This is a genomic window from Stenotrophomonas sp. 80084_Sma (assembly GCF_056481995.1).
The window spans coordinates 3,737,678-3,755,334 of record NZ_CM151177.1; the positions used below are offsets into that span (position 1 = coordinate 3,737,678).

14 protein-coding genes and 1 pseudogene are annotated in these 17,657 nt (G+C 66.9%); 7 read left to right on the forward strand and 8 right to left on the reverse strand.

Annotated elements, in window-relative coordinates:
* Positions 1 to 90: 90 nt before the first annotated feature.
* Together ACZK3W_RS17285 and ACZK3W_RS17290 are read left to right on the forward strand one after the other, a co-directional pair.
* Entirely contained in the window at positions 91 to 582 is a 492-nt protein-coding gene (locus ACZK3W_RS17285; RefSeq protein WP_032128549.1) for a hypothetical protein, read from the forward strand.
* A 95-nt stretch (positions 583 to 677) separates the two neighbouring features.
* The gene (locus ACZK3W_RS17290) at positions 678 to 1,388 is read left to right on the forward strand and encodes a glutathione S-transferase (RefSeq protein ID WP_032128550.1); all 711 of its coding nucleotides are present in this window, start codon (positions 678 to 680) and stop codon (positions 1,386 to 1,388) included.
* Positions 1,389 to 1,467: 79 nt separating this feature from the next.
* Here ACZK3W_RS17290 and ACZK3W_RS17295 read toward each other — a convergent pair whose 3' ends face one another.
* From ACZK3W_RS17295 to ACZK3W_RS17310, 4 genes are all read right to left on the reverse strand, one after another.
* Positions 1,468 to 3,072, reverse strand: a complete 1,605-nt coding sequence (locus ACZK3W_RS17295; RefSeq protein WP_197615807.1) for a hypothetical protein — start codon at positions 3,070 to 3,072, stop codon at positions 1,468 to 1,470.
* A gap of 677 nt (positions 3,073 to 3,749) precedes the next feature.
* Positions 3,750 to 5,468 carry a thiamine pyrophosphate-dependent enzyme gene (locus ACZK3W_RS17300; protein ID WP_197615808.1) on the reverse strand — a complete coding sequence of 573 codons (1,719 nt, stop codon included), beginning with the start codon at positions 5,466 to 5,468 and terminating at the stop codon, positions 3,750 to 3,752.
* A gap of 134 nt (positions 5,469 to 5,602) precedes the next feature.
* The gene (locus tag ACZK3W_RS17305) at positions 5,603 to 6,460 is read right to left on the reverse strand and encodes an XAC2610-related protein (RefSeq protein WP_197615809.1); all 858 of its coding nucleotides are present in this window, start codon (positions 6,458 to 6,460) and stop codon (positions 5,603 to 5,605) included.
* 36 nt (positions 6,461 to 6,496) lie between these two features.
* Positions 6,497 to 6,979: a DUF3574 domain-containing protein gene (locus tag ACZK3W_RS17310; protein WP_197615810.1), complete on the reverse strand. Its 483-nt coding sequence runs from the start codon at positions 6,977 to 6,979 to the stop codon at positions 6,497 to 6,499.
* A gap of 216 nt (positions 6,980 to 7,195) precedes the next feature.
* On the opposite strand from ACZK3W_RS17310, the gene ACZK3W_RS17315 reads away from it, so the two are divergent.
* The 4 genes from ACZK3W_RS17315 (at position 7,196) to otsA (ending at position 13,810) form a co-directional block, all read left to right on the forward strand.
* A complete protein-coding gene (locus ACZK3W_RS17315; protein WP_197615811.1) occupies positions 7,196 to 9,631 on the forward strand; it encodes a TonB-dependent receptor domain-containing protein in 2,436 nt (811 codons plus the stop codon).
* A 236-nt stretch (positions 9,632 to 9,867) separates the two neighbouring features.
* Entirely contained in the window at positions 9,868 to 10,626 is a 759-nt protein-coding gene (otsB, locus tag ACZK3W_RS17320; RefSeq protein ID WP_005410783.1) for a trehalose-phosphatase, read from the forward strand.
* Between the two features lie 41 nt (positions 10,627 to 10,667).
* The gene (locus ACZK3W_RS17325) at positions 10,668 to 12,449 is read left to right on the forward strand and encodes a glycoside hydrolase family 15 protein (protein ID WP_197615812.1); all 1,782 of its coding nucleotides are present in this window, start codon (positions 10,668 to 10,670) and stop codon (positions 12,447 to 12,449) included.
* Positions 12,446 to 13,810, forward strand: a complete 1,365-nt coding sequence (gene otsA / locus ACZK3W_RS17330; RefSeq protein ID WP_005410785.1) for an alpha,alpha-trehalose-phosphate synthase (UDP-forming) — start codon at positions 12,446 to 12,448, stop codon at positions 13,808 to 13,810. The genes ACZK3W_RS17325 and otsA overlap by 4 nt, the downstream gene beginning before the upstream one ends.
* A gap of 72 nt (positions 13,811 to 13,882) precedes the next feature.
* Here the strand turns inward: otsA and ACZK3W_RS17335 are convergent, their stop codons facing one another.
* From ACZK3W_RS17335 to rluD, 4 genes and pseudogenes are all read right to left on the reverse strand, one after another.
* Positions 13,883 to 14,320 (reverse strand): thiol-disulfide oxidoreductase DCC family protein, encoded by a 438-nt coding sequence (locus ACZK3W_RS17335; protein WP_005410786.1) that lies wholly within the window; start codon positions 14,318 to 14,320, stop codon positions 13,883 to 13,885.
* Positions 14,295 to 14,818: pseudogene (locus tag ACZK3W_RS17340) on the reverse strand (DUF4166 domain-containing protein). The gene ACZK3W_RS17335 and the pseudogene ACZK3W_RS17340 overlap by 26 nt, the downstream one beginning before the upstream one ends.
* 2 nt (positions 14,819 to 14,820) lie before the next feature.
* Positions 14,821 to 15,591 carry a peptidoglycan editing factor PgeF gene (gene pgeF / locus ACZK3W_RS17345; protein WP_012481092.1) on the reverse strand — a complete coding sequence of 257 codons (771 nt, stop codon included), beginning with the start codon at positions 15,589 to 15,591 and terminating at the stop codon, positions 14,821 to 14,823.
* The gene (rluD, locus tag ACZK3W_RS17350) at positions 15,591 to 16,580 is read right to left on the reverse strand and encodes a 23S rRNA pseudouridine(1911/1915/1917) synthase RluD (protein ID WP_197615813.1); all 990 of its coding nucleotides are present in this window, start codon (positions 16,578 to 16,580) and stop codon (positions 15,591 to 15,593) included. Before rluD ends, pgeF begins: the two co-directional genes overlap by 1 nt.
* A 113-nt stretch (positions 16,581 to 16,693) precedes the next feature.
* On the opposite strand from rluD, the gene ACZK3W_RS17355 reads away from it, so the two are divergent.
* On the forward strand, positions 16,694 to 17,581 hold the full coding sequence (locus ACZK3W_RS17355; protein ID WP_024956778.1) for an outer membrane protein assembly factor BamD: 888 nt from the start codon (positions 16,694 to 16,696) through the stop codon (positions 17,579 to 17,581).
* Positions 17,582 to 17,657: the final 76 nt, after the last annotated feature.

The following is a 17,657-nucleotide window of genomic DNA, read 5'->3' on the forward strand; positions in this document are numbered from 1 at the left end:
CACCCGTTCCGGTAAGGTTCGGGAAACGCGTTGACAGCGCAGTGCGACGGGCGGCCCAATGAGCAGTCCAGCCCCTTCGACGAACGACCCATGGAGCTTCGCCCGGAACCGGTGCCTTTCCGCATCAGCACGCTCGACCTGACACTGGTGTATCGAGAGCAGAACGCGAGCGCACAGGTGAACGTGGAGGCACAGACGCTGGAGGACTATGCAGCGCAGCCGGGCATGCGTTACCGCTCACTGCAGGTGGATTTCGAACTTGTCCATGAAGCGCGTTGCCGGGGCGGAAATTTTCACGAGATGCGCCACGGCGAGATCTTCGAGGAAACCGGACCAGCCGATGAAACCGCGCACTGGCGGCAAACCGGTCTCTGCCCTTTCCCCGGCTTCTACCGGGTCATCCACGATCCTGGCCTGGCGGCACTGCTCGCGCACTACGATCCCCGCAATGTCCACGACCTGCAGCTTTTCATCCTTGCCGCACATGACAGCTACATTGAAGTCCTGGCCAAGGGATATCGCTACACGCTGGCTGGCAGCGTCAATGAGCACGACATCATCACCGTCGCGCCATCGGCCTGAACACTCCGACATCCAACGCCAGGTAGGCATTGCACTCACGCCCGCTTTGCGCGAGCAGCGCGACGCTATGCATCCTGTCCCGTGGAGACACTGCCATGCAATACGCGCTGTATTACTGGACCGGCATCCAGGGCCGTGGCGAGTTCGTGCGGCTGGCGCTGGAAGATGCCGGTGCCGACTACATCGACATGGCGCGGGTGCACGGCGATGCAGTGATGCAGCCGTTTCTCGATGGCAGCAGTGAAGGTGCGCAGCCCTTCGCGCCGCCGTTCCTGAAGGCCGGTCGCCAGGTCATCGCGCAGGTCGCGGCAATCCTGGATTTCCTGGGCCCGACGCTGGACCTGGTGCCACAGGCAGCCTCGCGGCGGATGCAGGCGCTGCAGTTGCAGCTGACCATCGCCGACCTGGTGGCCGAGGTGCATGACACCCACCATCCGATCGCTGCATCGAAGTACTACGAAGAGCAGAAGACCGAGGCCAAGGCACGTGCCGCGTCGCTGCGCAGCGAACGGCTACCGAAGTTCCTCAGCTACTTCGAGCAGGTGCTGGCCGCCAACGGTGGCCGCCATGCACTGCGCGAGCACTCGTATGTGGATCTGTCGCTGTTCCAGCTGCTGAGCGGGCTGAACTACATGTTCCCACGCCGCATGCAGGCACTGGAACCGACCCTGCCCCTGCTGCGCGCGCTGCAGGAGCGGGTGGCGAAACGACCCAACATTGCCTCCTATCTGGACTCGGAACGGCGGTTGCCGTTCAACACCAACGGCATCTTCCGCCACTACCCGGAACTGGATGGAGAGCGGTAGTGCCGGCCGCTGGCCGGCAGCTGCACACTACGTCCGAGGTCCATGAGGATGCCGGCCAGCGGCCGGCACTACTCTGGGGTCAGCTGTTCTCACCCAGCGGCTTCACCGCCTGCTTCTGCAGTGACAGCAGGCCCAGCAGCAGCGCCAATGCCACATAGGCGCCGGCGAACTGCCAGCTGATGATGCGCGCCAGGCCGTCCAGATCCCACGGCAGGTAGATGCCACCGCGCGGGTCCACCGAGTGGATCAGGCCGAACAGGGTCAGCACCGCCGCCACCAGCAGGAAGCCGCAGGCGCGGCGCAGGCGGCCATCCACCATCGCCGCCACCGCCGAGATCCACAGCATCGAGGTGATGATGAAGCCATTGCCGAGGGTGAAGATCACCGCCAGCTCAGGCAATCCGTGGCCATCGAGCTTGGTCAGCAGCTGCGGCAGCTGGTCCGGTGCGATCCAGCCTGGCGCCTTGATCGCCAGCAGGTACGCTACCGACGGCAGGAAACCGAACACCATCGCGCCGGTATGGTGGCGCGGCGTGGCCTGGAAAGCCTGGGTGGTGATGTCGATAGCCACGTACACGATGATCGGTGCCAGCACCGCCAGCGGCAGCCACTGCACCAGCCCCGAGATGATGCCGAGCATGCCGCCGATGCCGACGAACAGGCCGGTCAACAGCGTGTAGCCGCTGCGCGCGCCCATGTGCTTGTAGGCCGGCTGGCCGATGTACGGCGTGGTCTGCGCCACGCCACCGCAGACACCGGCGACCAGCGTGGCCACCGCTTCCACCAGCAGGATGTCACGGGTGCGGTAGTCGTCACCGGCCGCGCGTGCGCTTTCGGAAACGTTGATGCCACCGACCACCATCAGCAGGCCGAACGGCAGCAGCAGCGGCAGGTAGGTCATCGCGCTGGGCAGGCCGTCGAGGAAGCCCAGCGTCGGCAGCGGCAGCACCACCTGTGGCGGCACCCACGCCGGCACATGGAAGCCCGGCGCGCCCAGCCCGGCCAGGCCCAGCCCGTAATACAGCACGGTGCCGAACACGAAGGCCAGCAGCACGCCCGGGCCACGCACCGGCAGCTTGCCCTTGGCGATCAGCACATACAGCAGCAAGCCCAGCGTGGTGAAGCCGACCAGCGGCGAGCGCAGCGTTTCCAGCAGCGGCAGCAGGCCCATCAGCACCAGCGCGATGCCGGCGATGGAGCCCAGCAGCGCGGCCCGCGGCAGCGCGCGCGTGACCGCTTCGCCAAAGAAGGACAGCACGAACTTGAGCACGCCCATGATGACCAGCGCGGCCATGCCCAGCTGCCAGGTGGCGATGCCCGCCGCGTGCGGATCCATGCCCTGCTGCTTGAAGGCGATGAAGGCCGGGCCGAGCACCAGCAGCGCCATGCCGATGCTGGTCGGTGCATCCAGGCCCAGCGGCATGGCGGTGACATCGTCGCGGCCGGTACGCGCGGCCAGCCGGCGGGCCATCAGGGTGTACAGCAGGTTGCCGACCAGCACGCCGAAGGCTGTGCCGGGGAACATGCGGCCGAACACCACGTCGGCGGGGAACTGGAAGATCCCGACCAGGGCCATGGCGATGAAGCCGAGGATGGAGAGGTTGTCGACGACCAGGCCGAAGAAGCCGTTGAAGTCGCCGGCGACGAACCAGCGACGCGGTGCGGCGGAAGCGGGAGCGGACATGGAAGGGGTGGTGGGGGTGGGGACCGCCGATGGTAGGCCCAGCGGGGCCCGGGCGCCAATTCCGTCGTGGAATGATGGGTTCCAGCCAACGGCGGGGCCCCTCGTGGCTGGGGGTTGGCCTCGGACAGCGGACCTCAGGGGGTCGGCCGGGCGGGTAGGCTGCGCAGGGGTCGCTGCAAGTACATCCATGTAAGCTCGGTCGCCGCATCCATGCGGCTCACGCCCCTGCGCAGCCTACCCGCCCAGCCCCTGACAGTTTCCTGCGCGTGCCAGCCACGGAAGAGAATCAAAAGATCAAAAGCAAAGGCAGGCGCTCGTTGTAGAGCCGAGCCCATGCTCGGCTGCTGTACGCGAAGCCTCTCAGCCGAGCATGGCTCGGCCCTACAAGAACAATTCGATCATTTCCACGCTATCCACGCATGGCGTGGATCTACCGTGTCGACCAAGGTCGACACCTACCAACAGCAGCGAAAAACTGTCGAGGGCGGGGTGGGTCCGGTTGCGGGGGCGTGAGCGCCATGGATGGCGCGACCGAGCTTACATGGATGTACTTGCAGCGTCCCCCGCAACCGGACCCACCCCGCCATCCCTCAGTAAACCAGCTTCTGCTGTTGGTGTTGCCGGCCAGCGGCCGGCACTACCGCGGGTGCAGGGCGCAGCCCTGCATCAACCACCCCCTACTTCTTCAGGAAGTTGTCCACCAGCAGATGCTTCACGTCGTCGAAGCGGCCGTTCAACACCGCCTTGGCCGCATACAGCGCGGTACCAGCCACCTGCTTGGCCTCGATCTGCGGCGGCATCACCAGCTCGGCGCGGCTGGTATGCACGTCCAGCAACGCCGGACCGCGCTGGGACAGGAAATCCTGCACCGCCTCCTCCAGATCCTCGCTGCGGGTCACCGTGCGGCCGTGGAAGCCGATCACCTCGGCCAGGCGGCCGAAGTCCGGGTTCTTCAGGTCGGTGTAGTTGTCCAGCAGCCCCTCCACCTTCTGCTCCAGCTCGACGAAATTCAGCGAACCGTTGTTGAACACCACCACCTTGATCGGCAGATTCTCCTGTACCGCCGTCAGCAGGTCGCCCAGCAGCATCGCCAGGCCACCATCGCCGGACAGCGAGATCACCTGCCGACCCGGGAACGCCTTCTGCAGGCCCAGTGCCTGTGGCATCGCGTTGGCCATCGTGCCGTGCAGCAAGCTGGTCAGAGTGCGGCGGCGGCCGTTGACACGGATGTGGCGCAACACCCACACCATCGGCGAGCCTCCGTCGGCGGTGAACAGTGCATCATCGGTGGCGTACTTCGACAGCAGCGCGGTCAGGTGCTGCGGATGGATCAGCTCGCCCTCACCGGGCTGCTCTTCTTTCTCGCGCTTCTTCAGTGCCTTGTCACGGCGCTCGATGCACTCGTCCAGGAAACTGCTGTCCTCGCGCGGCGGCAGCATCGGCAGCAAGGCGTCCAGCGTCGGCGCGATATCACCGACCACGCCAAGGTTCACCGGATGGCGGCGGCCGAGGTGGCCGCCATCGCGGTCGACCTGGATGATGGTGGCCTTGTCCGGGTAGAACTGGCCCCAGGCGAAGTCGGCGCCGAGCAGCAGCAGCGTGTCGCATTCCATCAGCGTGTGGAAGCCGGATTCGATGCCGAAGATGCCGGTCATGCCCATGTTGTACGGGTTGTCCGGCTCGACGAAATCCTTGGCGCGCGAGGTATGCGCGACCGGCGCCTGCAGGCGTCGTGCCAGTTCCAGCAGCTGCGGGTGTGCGCCCTGGCAGCCGGCGCCGGCATAGATGCCGATGCGCTTGCCCTGCCCCAGCAGCTCGGCGATGCGCTGCAGTTCGGCGTCGGACGGGCGCAGCACCGGCTGGGTGTAGTGCACCGAGAACGGCACATCGTGCTTCACCTCGGCCTCGCTGATGTCAGCCGGCAGGATCACTACGGCGACGCCGCGACGGCTGATCGCGGCCTGGCAGGCCAGCGCCACCACGCGTCGCGCCTGCTCGGCACTGTGCACCTGCTCGCAGAACACCGTGCAGCTGCCATACACCGCCTTGAAGTCCACTTCCTGCGGGAACTCCATGCCCAGTTCGCTGGTGACGATCTGGCTGGCGATCAGCACCATCGGCGCCCGGTTGCGATTGCTCTCGAAGATGCCATTGATGAAATGCAGGCCACCGGGCCCGCAGGAACCGGCGCAGGCGGTCAGTTCGCCACTTACCAGCGAATCGGCACCGGCGGCGAATGCGGCCACTTCCTCATGTCGTACGTGCACCCAGGCGATGTCACTGCCATGCATCGCATCGGTCACATGATTGAGCGTATCGCCCACGATGCCGTAGCAACGGCGGACACCAGCCTGCTGCAGGGCGTCCACCACGATTTCGGCCACGCGCTTGCTCATCGGATACATCCTCGAACGGGGGAACGTCCGAGGCTAGACCTGATGAAGTGATGCTTCCGCAAAAAAAAAGGGGACGGAGGGAATTAAGTCGTTAACGGCACAAACGACTTAATTCCCTCCGTCCCCTTTTTCCTTCAATCGTTGACGTTGATCCAACCTTCCACCGCGCCCAGCTTCGGATTGCGGTAGCGCAGCTTCATCCAGCCATCCTGTTCATCCAGCATTTCCGCACGGTCGCCCTGCACCAGATAACGCTTGGTGCTGGATGCACCGGGTCGGTCGAACAGGAACAGGCGCGCTGGCACCACGGTGGCCTGCTGGCCACGCAGCGGCCCATTCGGCGGTGCGCCCAGGCCATCAGCGATGGCGGTCTCCAGCACACGACCGGCGGGATCATAGGTACGCCAGACCGCCAACGGGCCCTGCTCGTCGCTCTGTTCCCATTGCAACGCGGCGTTCACCGTGTCGCCCAGCATCAGCACGCTTTCGCTGCGGTAGAGATAGAGCTTCGCACCTGCAAACCGGTACTGGTCGGCGTACCACATCGGGCCACTGCGGCAGCTGCTGGTCAGGGTTCGAGTGACAGCATCCACGCTCAACCCCATCAGGTCACCGCAACTGTCCTTGCCGTGGGTGTCGGCCTGCAGCGCGCGGAACCCGGCACTGGCCGGGTCGAAGCGGTACACCGCCACCGCCTCGTTGACCATGCCCACCGATGCACGCGCGACCAGTTCCGGGTATCCATCGAAATCGACGTCTTCCAGCGACCAGCGCGAATTGCCATCGGCATCCGCCGCACCCGCCAGCGTCTGGCGCTTGCCTGACGGTGACAGCTGCACTGCGATGCTGCCGTCCTGCTGGGGATCGGCATGCGCCTGCACATGCGCGGCCACCTGGAAGCGTAGCGTTTCGCTATCGTCCCCACGCGCCTGCGCCGTCGGTGCCAGCACACCTGCCAATACCAGGCCCAGCAGGCATTCCCTGTAGTTCATCATCGCTCCCTGCGGCACCGCGGCGGCACCTTCAACTCAGAACGATACCTCGACCGCCTGCCGCGACCACAGCACCGATTGATGCTTGGTCTGCTGCTTCCACGCCAGGCGGATGGCTTCGATATCAGCACGGCGCTGCGGGGTGTCCTCGTGCAGCACCACCAGCACCTTGGTGCGCAGGCGGTTGGGCGCGGCATCACCGCGGAACAGCCATTGGCCATAGGCATCGAACACGGTCAGGCCATCCGGGAAGCGCGGAGTGACTTCCTTGTCCAGGAAGGTGCGCCACTGCGCCTCGCTGATGGTATCGGCCTGCGGGCGGTTGCCGGCGCCCTGCTCCTCGCCCACGCCGAAATACAGCTCGCTGCGCACCCAGCCGTGGCCGGCGGACGGGCGTGCAGCATCGCCCTTCAGTTCGGCGGTGGTGGCCGTGGCATAGGCGCTGGGCGCCTGCGAGGACAGGCTGGCGCAGCCACTGGTGGCCAGCAGCACGGCGAAGACGAGGCCAAGGTGTTTCATCGGTACAGCTCCGGGGAAGGGGGACAAGGCGAGCCGGCAGCGTACAGCGCCACCGGCCCGGCGTGCTGATGCCAGCAGGGCATCAACTCATGCCGGACCGGCAGGGGCTTGCATCGGCACCGGTCATCACGCGAAGATAATATATCGCTTCATCCGGATGGATGTAAGTGAAACCATCTCTCCCCCTTCCCCGTAGTCGTTGTTGCTGGAGCCCCCATGTCCGTCCGCCTGCCCGCGTCGCCGCTCGGCCTCGCCATCGCCCTCGCGCTGTCCTCCGCCGCCGTCCCGGCCCTGGCCCAGGACGCCACCAACCTGGACACGGTGATCGTCACCGGCACCCGTGCCGCCGACCGCACCGTGCTCGAATCCACCTCGCCGGTGGATGTGCTCACCGCCGAGGACATCCGCAAGGCCGGCGTGGTCAACGGCGAGCTGGGCAGCGCGCTGCAGGCGCTGTTGCCGTCGTTCAACTTCCCGCGCCAGTCCAACTCCGGCGGCGCCGACCATGTGCGCGCCGCACAGTTGCGCGGCCTGTCGCCGGACCAGGTGCTGGTGCTGGTCAATGGCAAGCGCCGCCACCACACCGCGCTGGTCAACACCGACAGCAAGATCGGCAAGGGCACCACCCCGGTTGATTTCAATTCGATCCCGGTCAGCGCGATCAAGCGCATCGAAGTACTGCGTGATGGCGCTGGTGCGCTGTATGGCTCGGATGCGGTGGCCGGTGTGATCAACGTGATCCTCGACAACGGCGGCGACGGTGGCGAGATCGAGGCCAGCTACGGCGCCAACCACACCGACCTCAAGCCGATCGGCCGTACCCTCACCGACGGCCAGACCGGCAACATCAGCGCCAAGGTCGGCACCTCGCTGGGCGAGGACGGCGGCTTCCTGCGCGTCGGTCTGGAATACAAGCACCGCAACGGCACCAACCGCGCCGGCTTCGACCAGATTCCGCCGTGGGACCAGACCCCCGGCAACCTGGCGCTGCAGGGCAAGCGCAACTATGTGCTGGGCGATGGCAAGAGCAAGGACATCAACCTGTGGCTGAACACCGAGATCCCGGTGGGCCAGACCTCGACGTTCTACGCGTTCGGCACCTTCAACCAGCGCGATACCGAAGGCGCGAACTACTTCCGCTACCCCGATGGCGATGCCAACTGGAAGGAGGTCTATCCGAACGGTTACCGGCCGATCTCCGAAGGCGAGAACCGCGACGTGCAGGCCGTAGCCGGCGTGCGTGGGCAGTGGGGCGAATGGAGCTACGACGGCAGCCTGGATTACGGCCAGAACGACTTCACCTACCGCCTGCGTGATTCGCTCAACGCCTCGCTGGGCCCGACCAGCCCGACCCGCTTCAAGACCGCCGACTACGAGTACGCACAGACCGTGGGCAACCTCGACCTGAGCCGCGTGTTCACCCAGAGCGAGAGCATCAGCCACACCCTGGGCCTGGGTGTGGAAGCGCGCCACGAGCGCTACCAGACCCGCCCCGGTGACCCGGCCAGCTACGCGGCCGGCCCGTTCACCGACCGCCCGACCGGTTCGCAGGCCGGTGGCGGCCTGACCCCGCAGGATGCAGCCACCCTGTCGCGTGCTGTGGCCAGCGCCTACGCCAGCCTGTCGAGCCAGTTCGGCGAAAAGTTCTCCACCGATCTGGCCGCGCGCTACGAGCACAACGACGATTTCGGCGGTGAACTGACCGGCAAGCTCGGCCTGCGCTATGAATTCACCCCGGCGTTCGCGCTGCGCGGTGCCATCTCCAACAACTTCCGTGCGCCGTCGCTGGCACAGATCGGCTACGAATCCACCTCCACCGGCTACAACGCTGGCGGCCAGCTGGTGCAGGGCCGCCTGTTGTCGGTCAACAACCCGATCGCGCGTGGCCTCGGTGCGCAGAACCTGAAGCCGGAGAAGTCGATCAATACCTCGCTGGGCTTCACCAGCCGAATTGGCGAGCACTTCGACCTGTCACTGGACTTCTTCCAGATCGACATCGACGATCGCATCGCGCTGTCGGAGAGCATCACCGGCGATGCACTGACCGACTACGTGGCCGCCAACTACGGCGTCAGCGGCCTGCAGAGCGCCAGCTTCTTCGTCAACGCCGCCGATACCCGCACCCGCGGCGCCGAGCTGGTGAGCAACTGGCGCCAGTCGCTGGGCGATGGCCAGCTGCTGCTGACCGGCACCTACGCCTACACCAAGACCACGCTGAAGAACGTGCTGGCCACGCCCGCGCAGCTGCGGGCACTGAATCCGGACTACGTGCTGTTCGGCATCGAAGAGACCAACACGCTCACCGACGCCACGCCGCGCACGCGCGGTAGTTTCTCTGCGGCCTGGAGCAACGACCACTGGTCGCTGAGCAGCCGTGTGAACCGCTACGGCAGCGCCACCCGCGTGTTCAACTTCGGTGACGGCTACATCCCGCGCCAGACCTACCAGGCCGAGTGGCAGCTGGATGCGGAGGTCGAATACCGCATCACTCCGCGCTGGAGCGTGGCCATCGGCGGCCAGAACCTGACCGACAACTACCCGGATCGATCCAACAGCGATATCCACTACTTCGGCAACCTGCCGTATGACGTGCTGTCGCCGATCGGCAGCAACGGCGCGTACTACTACGGCCGCGTCCGCTATACGTTCTGATCGCATTGGGTAGGTGCGGACCGTTGGTCCGCACGACACGGTAGTGCCGGCCGCTGGCCGGCAACTTCGTGATCCGGGTGCGGATCTGCTTTGGGTGGGTGCGGACCGTTGGTCCGCACTGTTTGAGCTGGATGCAGGCTGACCTGCCGTGCCGACCAACGGTCGGCACCCACCGAAGCAGGGCCGTAGCCTGCCCTCGACCCCGCGTACACGCCCACGCTGGCAAGCTGGGCGTCATGGCTGAACCGCTCCCCCTGCGTCCGCCACCGCCATTGCTGGACGACGCCTGTGCGTTGTTCCTCGATGTCGATGGCACCCTGATCGAATTCGCTGCACGCCCGGATGCCGTGCAGCTGCTGCCGGATGTGCGTGAAGCCATCGGCCGCATCAGCGACCGCCTGGAAGGTGCCGTGGCACTGGTCAGTGGTCGCCCGCTTGAACAGCTGGATCAACTGTTCGCCCCCCTGCAACTACCCGCCGCCGGCCTGCACGGCCATGAGCTGCGTGGCGAAGACGGTCGTGTGCTGCGCGACGAACACGACGACGACACCGCCGAATGGCTGCACGCGCTGCACCAGCAGGCGATGCGCTTCGCCCATGGGCATCCTGGCGTGCTGGTGGAAGACAAGGGCGTCGGCCTGGCCTTGCACTGGCGCGGTGCGCCGCACGCCGCCAGCGATGTCCGCGCGTTCGCTGACCGCCACGTGCGTGGCCGCACCAGCTACCGCCTGCAGCCTGGCGACCATGTGGTCGAGTTCGTGCCTGTCGGCACCGACAAGGGCCGTGCCGTGCGCCGGATGATGCAGTACCTGCCATTCCGCGGCCGCCTGCCGGTGTTCCTCGGTGATGACCTCACCGACGAATTCGGCTTCGATGCCGCCAACGGCCAGCATGGCTGGAGCGTGCTGGTGGGTGAACGTGAACCCAGTGCGGCCGTGTTCGCGCTGCCCGACATACGCAGCGTGCACGCCTGGCTGCGTGAGAATGCCTATTGACCCGGCCAACCCCCACGGCCGCAACCGAGATGTACCGCGTGATGACCCAACCCGATCTTGATCTGGGCGTGGTCGGCAACGGCAGCTTCGGCGCCCTGGTCGACAAACATGCCCGCGTTGTCTGGAGCTGCCTGCCCACCTTCGACGGCGACCCCACCTTCTGCGCCCTGCTCGACCCCAACCAGCAGACCGGCGGCGACTTCGCCATCGAGCTGGAGGACTTCGCGAGCAGCGAGCAGGAATACCTCACCAACACTGCGATCCTGCGCACCGTGCTGCGTGACACGCAGGGCGGCGCATTGGAAATCCTCGATTTCGCCCCGCGCTGGCGCCAGAACGACCGCTTCTACCGGCCGGTCAGCCTGATCCGCCAGGTGCGTCCACTGGCCGGCAGCCCGCGCATCACCGTGCGTGCGCGCCCGCTGGCCGACTGGGGCGCACGCGTGCCAGAGTCGACCTGGGGCAGTAACCATGTGCGCTGGATCCTGCCCGAGCACGTGCTGCGGCTGACCACCGATGTGCCGGTGCGCTTCGTGCGCGACGGCCTGCCGTTCGTGCTCAACCATCCGATCCACCTGATCCTGGGCGTGGATGAATCGCTCAATCGGTCGATCAGCGGCTACGTGCAGGAAGCCTTCCAGCGCACCCGCGACTACTGGCGCGAGTGGGTGCGCTACCTGTCCATTCCACTGGAATGGCAGGACGCGGTCATCCGCAGTGCGATCACGTTGAAGCTGTGCCAGTACGAGGACAGCGGCGCGATCATCGCGGCGATGACCACTTCCATTCCGGAAGCACCCGGCAGCGTGCGCAACTGGGACTACCGCTACTGCTGGCTGCGCGACGCGGCCTTCGTGGTGCGGGCGCTGAACCGTCTTGGCGCCACGCGCACGATGGAACAGTTCCTCGGCTACATCTTCAACCTGGCCACCACCGACGGCACGCTGCAGCCGCTGTATGGCATCGGCTTCGAGGCCAAGCTGGACGAGGACGAGGTACCCAGCCTGTCCGGTTATCGCGGCATGGGCCCGGTGCGGCGCGGCAACCTGGCCTGGGTGCAGCGCCAGCACGATGTCTACGGCAGCGTGGTACTGGCCTCCACGCAGCTGTTCTTCGACCGGCGCCTGCAGGACCCGGGTGATGCGCACACCTTTGCCCGCCTGGAACCCCTGGGCGAACAGGCCTTCGCCCTGCACGACGTACCCGATGCCGGCCTGTGGGAATTCCGCGGCCGCACCGAAGTGCACACCTACACCAGCGCGATGTGCTGGGCCGCCTGCGACCGCCTGTGCAAGATCGCCGTGCGCCTGAAGCGTGACGACCGCGCGCATTACTGGCGCGAGCGCGCCGACACCATCCACGCGCGCATCATGGCCGAATCCTGGAACGAGGAGCTGGGCCACTTCACCGATACCTTCGGCGGCCATCGGCTGGATGCCTCGCTGCTGCTGCTGGCCGATATCGGTTTCATCGACGCGCTGGACGCCCGCTTCATCGCCACCGTCGATGCCATCGGCCGCGACCTCAAGCATGGCAATTCGCTGTACCGCTATGTCGCGCCGGATGACTTCGGTGAGCCGGAGACCAGCTTCACCATCTGCACCTTCTGGTACATCGACGCGCTGGCCGCGATCGGGCGCATGGATGAAGCACGTGAGATGTTCGAGCTGCTGCTGAAGCAGCGCAACCACCTGGGCCTGCTGTCGGAGGATCTGGCCTTCGACAGCGGCGAGGCCTGGGGTAATTTCCCGCAGACCTATTCGCACGTCGGCCTGATCACCGCCGCAATGCGCCTGTCGCGGTCCTGGCAGGAGGCATCGTGAGTCGTCTGGTCGTGGTTTCAAACCGTGTGGCCGTGCCCGGCGAGAACCGCGCCGGCGGCCTGGCTGTCGGCCTGCTGGCTGCCCTGAAGGAACGCGGTGGCCTGTGGTTCGGCTGGAGTGGCAAGACGGTGAAGGAAGGCAGCGGCACGCTGCACCGGCAGAAAGACGGTGACATCGACTACGTCACCATGGACCTGAGCAAGCGTGAGGTCGATGGCTACTACAACGGCTTCGCCAACCGCACCTTGTGGCCGCTGCTGCACTTCCGCCTGGATCTGGTCGACTACGACCGCGGCACCCGCGAGACCTACCACAAGGTCAACGCGCTGTTCGCCGACAAGCTCGCGCCACTGCTGCGCGAGGACGACATCGTCTGGATCCACGACTACCACCTGATCCCCCTCGGTGCGCTGCTGCGCGAGCGCGGCATCGGTTGTCGCATAGGCTTCTTCCTGCATATCCCGATGCCGTCTGCCGACCTGCTGCAGGCGATGCCCGACCACCTGCGGCTGTTCTCCGCGCTGTACGCCTACGACCTGGTCGGCTTCCAGACCCAGCGCGACGCTGATCGCTTCCAGACCTACCTGCGCCTGTTCGGCGGCGGCCGCGTGCTCGACAACGGCGAGCTGGAAGCACCGGGCGGGCGCCGCTTCCGTGCCGCCGCCTTCCCGATCGGCATCGACACCGAGCTGATCGCACGCCAGGCCGGCACAGCGGCCACCAAGGCCGCCGTGAAGAACCTGCGCGCCAGCCTGCGCGATCGCCAGCTGGCGATCGGCGTGGATCGCCTGGACTATTCCAAGGGCCTGCCCGAACGCTTCCTTGGCTTCGAGCGCTATCTTGAGCGCCACCCCGACCAGCGCGGCTCGCTGACCTACCTGCAGATCGCCCCGGTCTCGCGCGGCGACGTCACCGAGTACCGGCAGCTGCGCAGCCAGCTGGAACAGATCGCCGGCCACATCAACGGTGGCCACGCCGAACCTGACTGGACGCCGCTGCGCTACGTCAACCAGAACTTCACCCATGCCACCCTCACCGGCTTCTACCGGGCGGCGGCGGTCGGCCTGGTCACGCCGTTGCGCGATGGCATGAACCTGGTGGCCAAGGAATACGTGGCGTCGCAGGACCCGGAAGATCCCGGCGTGCTGGTGTTGTCGCTGCTGGCCGGCGCTGCCGACGAACTCAAGCAGGCATTGCTGGTGAACCCGCACGATCTGGACGGCGTGGCCGACGCCATCGCCACGGCAGCAACGATGTCACTGAGCAGGCGCAAGGAACGCTGGCACGCGATGATGGATCACCTGCGCACCTACGACATCAATCACTGGCGCCGCAGCTATCTGGACGCGCTGGAAGGTTGAGGAAAAAAGGGGACGGAGGGGATCAAGGCAGTTGTGCACAGACGCCTTGATCCCCTCCGTCCCCTTTTTCCTTCAATCCAGGAATCGCGCTGCCTGCTCCGGTGCGGGCAGATGACAGGCGTCGTGCCGTCCGAACCAGCGGTAGCGGTTGCGCGCCAGCACGCGGTACGCGGCATCACGCCAGCCGCGCGGCACTGCCCGTAGTACGCCGGTCAGGCGCCAGGCGCCGCCCAGCCCCGCCAGCACGCGGAGGATCGCATCGGTATCGGTCCAGGCACCCTGCGCGTCCAGCAGCAGGAACGACATCGGGTCCTGCGGGTCCAGCCCGTGCGCGCGCAACATCGCGCTGCCCTGCTGCCCCTGCATCGCCGCAAAGCGGTAGCGCCCGGCGCGGTCGAAACGCAGCAGGAAGCGCACCCAGCGGTTGCACAGCGCGCATACGCCATCGAATACGATCACCGCGCTGCCCGCCTCGGCGGCGGCCTCACTGCGGTTCGAGCCAACCTTCATAGCGGATCAGGGCTCCCGCCCAGGGCAGCGTCACATCGACCAGGAAAGTGTACCGCTCACCCTGCCAGGCTTCGCGGCAACGCACGCCACCAAACCAGCGCCTCGGCAACGGCAGCAGCCCGAACGCCCAGACCCGGCGCACCGACCAGTCGATGCCACCCTCGCGGGCCTGCAGATCAAACTCGAAGCGCACCGCGCCCAACTGCTCGCGCAGGCAGCCCTCGTGCGCCCACAGCCGCGACACCATCGGCCAGCGGCCAAACTGCCGCGCCCACTGCTCGCCCTGCCCATGTGCGCTGAACGCCACTTCGGTGGGCAGCGCGTCACCGTCCTTCGGCAGCCGCGCCAACACAGCCAGCAGCGGCACCAGCCAGTGCCGCCCCCTCACGATGCGCGCCTGCCCCACGTAGCGGCAGGCAACGGCGCGGCATGCAGCGCCTGCACCGGCGCGGCCAGGGTGGCGAAGGCCGGCCCCAGCACGCGCGCGAACAGCGGCAAGGTCAGGGCGCGATCCAGGCCAGCGTCGCCATGCGCCCGGTGCGACGGTCGCGCCGGTGCGAATACAGGTCCGGATCGGCCATGGTCGACACCGTGCCGCCATGAACCTGCGCCGGGTCCATGCCCGCCGCCTGCAACCGCTGCCGCGCCAGCGCGAACAGGTCCACCTTCCAGTGGCCCGCGCGGGTGGCAACGAACGCCGCCTCGGCGGCCGGATCATGGCCGACGAAGGCGTGGTAGACCTCCTCGCCGATCTCGTAGTCGGCCGGTCCGGCGGCCGGGCCCAGCCAGGCCCGCAGCTGCGCCGGCGGCGTCTGCATGGCGGCCACGGTGGCCTCCAGCATGCCGTCGGCCAGGCCACGCCAGCCTGCGTGGGCCGCGCCCACCTCACTGCCATCGGCGGCGGCAAACACCACCGGCAGGCAGTCGGCAGTCAGGATCGCCAGCACCACGCCCGGCACCGAAGTCACTGCGGCATCGGCCACCGGCTCGCTTGCGCCGGGCACCGGCGGCGCGGTGAAGCGCAGCACGGTGCTGCTGTGCACCTGGCGCAGCCAGTGCGGTGTCGAGGGCAGCCCCAGCCCCTGCTGCAGCAGCTGGCGGTTGTGCTCTACGTTGGCTGGGGTATCACCGTCGGCCGCGTGCCGGTTGCCCAGGTTGAACTGCGCGAACGGCGCCGGCGAAATGCCCGCACCGTGCCGACGCGTGGTCAACGCATGGACGCCCGGCGGCGCCAGCCAGTCCGCCTGCAGCACGGGCAGCGCGGCGGCCATCACCAGCGGTCCCGCTCGCGCGCGGCGAAGGCCTCGCTGTCTTCGCGCAGCACCTTCATCAGGTGCAGCATGTCCTCCGGCACCGGCGCGGTGTTGCGCACCAGCTCACCGGTGATCGGATGGGTGAACTCCAAGGTCTCGGCGTGCAGGGCCTGGCGCTTGAAGCCACGCAGCGCGGCCACCAGCTCATCGCTGGCCCCCTTGGGCAGCTTCAGCGCACCGCCGTACAGCGGGTCACCGATGATCGGATGGCGCACATGCGCCATGTGCACGCGGATCTGGTGGGTACGGCCGGTTTCCAGGCGGCACTCCAGCGCGGTGTGCGCACGGAAGCGCTCGCGCAGGCGGTAGTGGGTGATCGCTTCCTTGCCGTCCTCGCGCACCGCCATCTTCAGGCGGTCGCGCGGGTGGCGGTCGATCGGGGCATCGGCGGTACCGCCGGCCACCAGCGCACCCATCACGATGGCCAGGTACTGGCGGTGCACGTCGCGTGCGGCCAGCTGCTCGACCAGCGCGGTCTGCGCTTCCAGGGTCTTGGCCACCACCATCACGCCACTGGTGTCCTTGTCCAGGCGGTGCACGATGCCCGCGCGCGGCAGCACCGCCACCGACGGGTCGCGGAACAGCAGGGCGTTGACCAGGGTGCCGCTGTGGTTGCCCGCGCCCGGGTGCACCACCAGGCCGACCGGCTTGTTGATCACCAGCAGGTGCTCGTCCTCGAACAGCACGTCCAGCGGGATGTCCTCCGGCTGGGCGTCGGTCTGGGTTTCCAGCACCACGTTGAGGGTCACCAGCTCGCCACCGCGCAGCGGATCGCGCGGGCGCACCTGGGCGCCGTCCAGCAGGACCTCCCCGGCCTTGATCCACTCGGTCAGGCGCGAACGCGAGTATTCGGGGAACAGTTCGGCCACCACGGCGTCGAAACGGCGGCCGGCAGCGGTGTCGGGGACGATGGCCTGGCGGGCCGATTCAGAGGGTTGTTCAGACATGGCAGGGGGCATTCTTTGAAATTTTGGGGTCCCGGCGGCCGGTTTCAGTCGCTGGACAGGACACTAGGCTATCATCGACCCTTCGTATTCCAGCCGCGTCCCGCCTCGACCCCATGATCCGACGCTCCTCCATGCTCTCCGCGCCCGTCCGCCTCACCGCCCTGCTGCTGGTGCTGGTCATCGCCGCCACCGGCTGCCACCGTGGCGCCAAGAAGGGCGATCGCCCCGATGAAGGGACGCCGGTCGAACAGTTGTACGAGAAGAGCCACAAGCTGATGCAGGGTGGCAACTGGAGCGGGGCTGAAACCAGCTTCCGCCGCCTCGTGGCCCAGTATCCGTACGGCCCGTATACCGAACAGGCGATGATCGAAACCGCCTACGCGCAGTACAAGGCCGGCAAGCACGACGATGCAGTGTCCAGCATCGACCGCTTCATCCGTACCTACCCGACCCATCGCAACATCGCGTACCTGTACTACCTGCGCGGCCTGGCCAACTCCAACCGCAGTACGGTTTTCCTGCGTCGCGTATGGTCGCTGGATGCCAGCCGCCGCGACCTGTCCACGCCGCACCAGGCGTATTCGGACTTCAACATCGTGGTGGACCGTTACCCGAACAGCCGCTACGCCGCCGATGCGCGCCAGCGCATGCTGGAGCTGCGTGACGTGTTCGCCCAGCATGAGCTGGACAACGCCCTGTACTACATGCGCCGCGGCGCCTGGGTCTCGGCCGCCGGCCGCGCCAACTACCTGCTGGAAACCTATCCGCAGAGCGCGTTCCAGTACGATGCCGTCGCCGTCCTGGCCGATTCCTACACCCACCTGGGCAACAAGACCCTGGCCGACGACGCCCGCCGCGTCCTGCAGCTGAACCAGCCGGACCACCCGTGGCTGGAAGGCAAGTGGCCGAAGTACCCGTGGATGATCCGCAAGCTGAACCCGTTCGCTGGCGAAAAGTCCGCCAGCACCGGCCAGCGCAACGCGCGACTGGAAAAGAAGTAAAAGAAGGCCCCGAAAGGGGCCTTTTCTTTGTCGGCAGATCCACGCCATGCGTGGAGGGTTCGCGCGACCATGGACC

Excerpts from the sequence above, each read along its gene's own strand:
- ACZK3W_RS17285 (WP_032128549.1), top strand. The coding sequence starts at position 91 with ATGGAGCTTCGCCCGGAACCGGTGCCTTTCCGCATCAGCACGCTCGAC.
- ACZK3W_RS17290 (WP_032128550.1), top strand. The coding sequence starts at position 678 with ATGCAATACGCGCTGTATTACTGGACCGGCATCCAGGGCCGTGGCGAG.
- ACZK3W_RS17295 (WP_197615807.1), bottom strand. The coding sequence starts at position 3,072 with ATGTCCGCTCCCGCTTCCGCCGCACCGCGTCGCTGGTTCGTCGCCGGC.
- ACZK3W_RS17300 (WP_197615808.1), bottom strand. The coding sequence starts at position 5,468 with ATGAGCAAGCGCGTGGCCGAAATCGTGGTGGACGCCCTGCAGCAGGCT.
- ACZK3W_RS17305 (WP_197615809.1), bottom strand. The coding sequence starts at position 6,460 with ATGAACTACAGGGAATGCCTGCTGGGCCTGGTATTGGCAGGTGTGCTG.
- ACZK3W_RS17310 (WP_197615810.1), bottom strand. The coding sequence starts at position 6,979 with ATGAAACACCTTGGCCTCGTCTTCGCCGTGCTGCTGGCCACCAGTGGC.
- ACZK3W_RS17315 (WP_197615811.1), top strand. The coding sequence starts at position 7,196 with ATGTCCGTCCGCCTGCCCGCGTCGCCGCTCGGCCTCGCCATCGCCCTC.
- otsB (WP_005410783.1), top strand. The coding sequence starts at position 9,868 with ATGGCTGAACCGCTCCCCCTGCGTCCGCCACCGCCATTGCTGGACGAC.
- ACZK3W_RS17325 (WP_197615812.1), top strand. The coding sequence starts at position 10,668 with ATGACCCAACCCGATCTTGATCTGGGCGTGGTCGGCAACGGCAGCTTC.
- ACZK3W_RS17335 (WP_005410786.1), bottom strand. The coding sequence starts at position 14,320 with ATGAAGGTTGGCTCGAACCGCAGTGAGGCCGCCGCCGAGGCGGGCAGC.
- pgeF (WP_012481092.1), bottom strand. The coding sequence starts at position 15,591 with ATGGCCGCCGCGCTGCCCGTGCTGCAGGCGGACTGGCTGGCGCCGCCG.
- rluD (WP_197615813.1), bottom strand. The coding sequence starts at position 16,580 with ATGTCTGAACAACCCTCTGAATCGGCCCGCCAGGCCATCGTCCCCGAC.
- ACZK3W_RS17355 (WP_024956778.1), top strand. The coding sequence starts at position 16,694 with ATGATCCGACGCTCCTCCATGCTCTCCGCGCCCGTCCGCCTCACCGCC.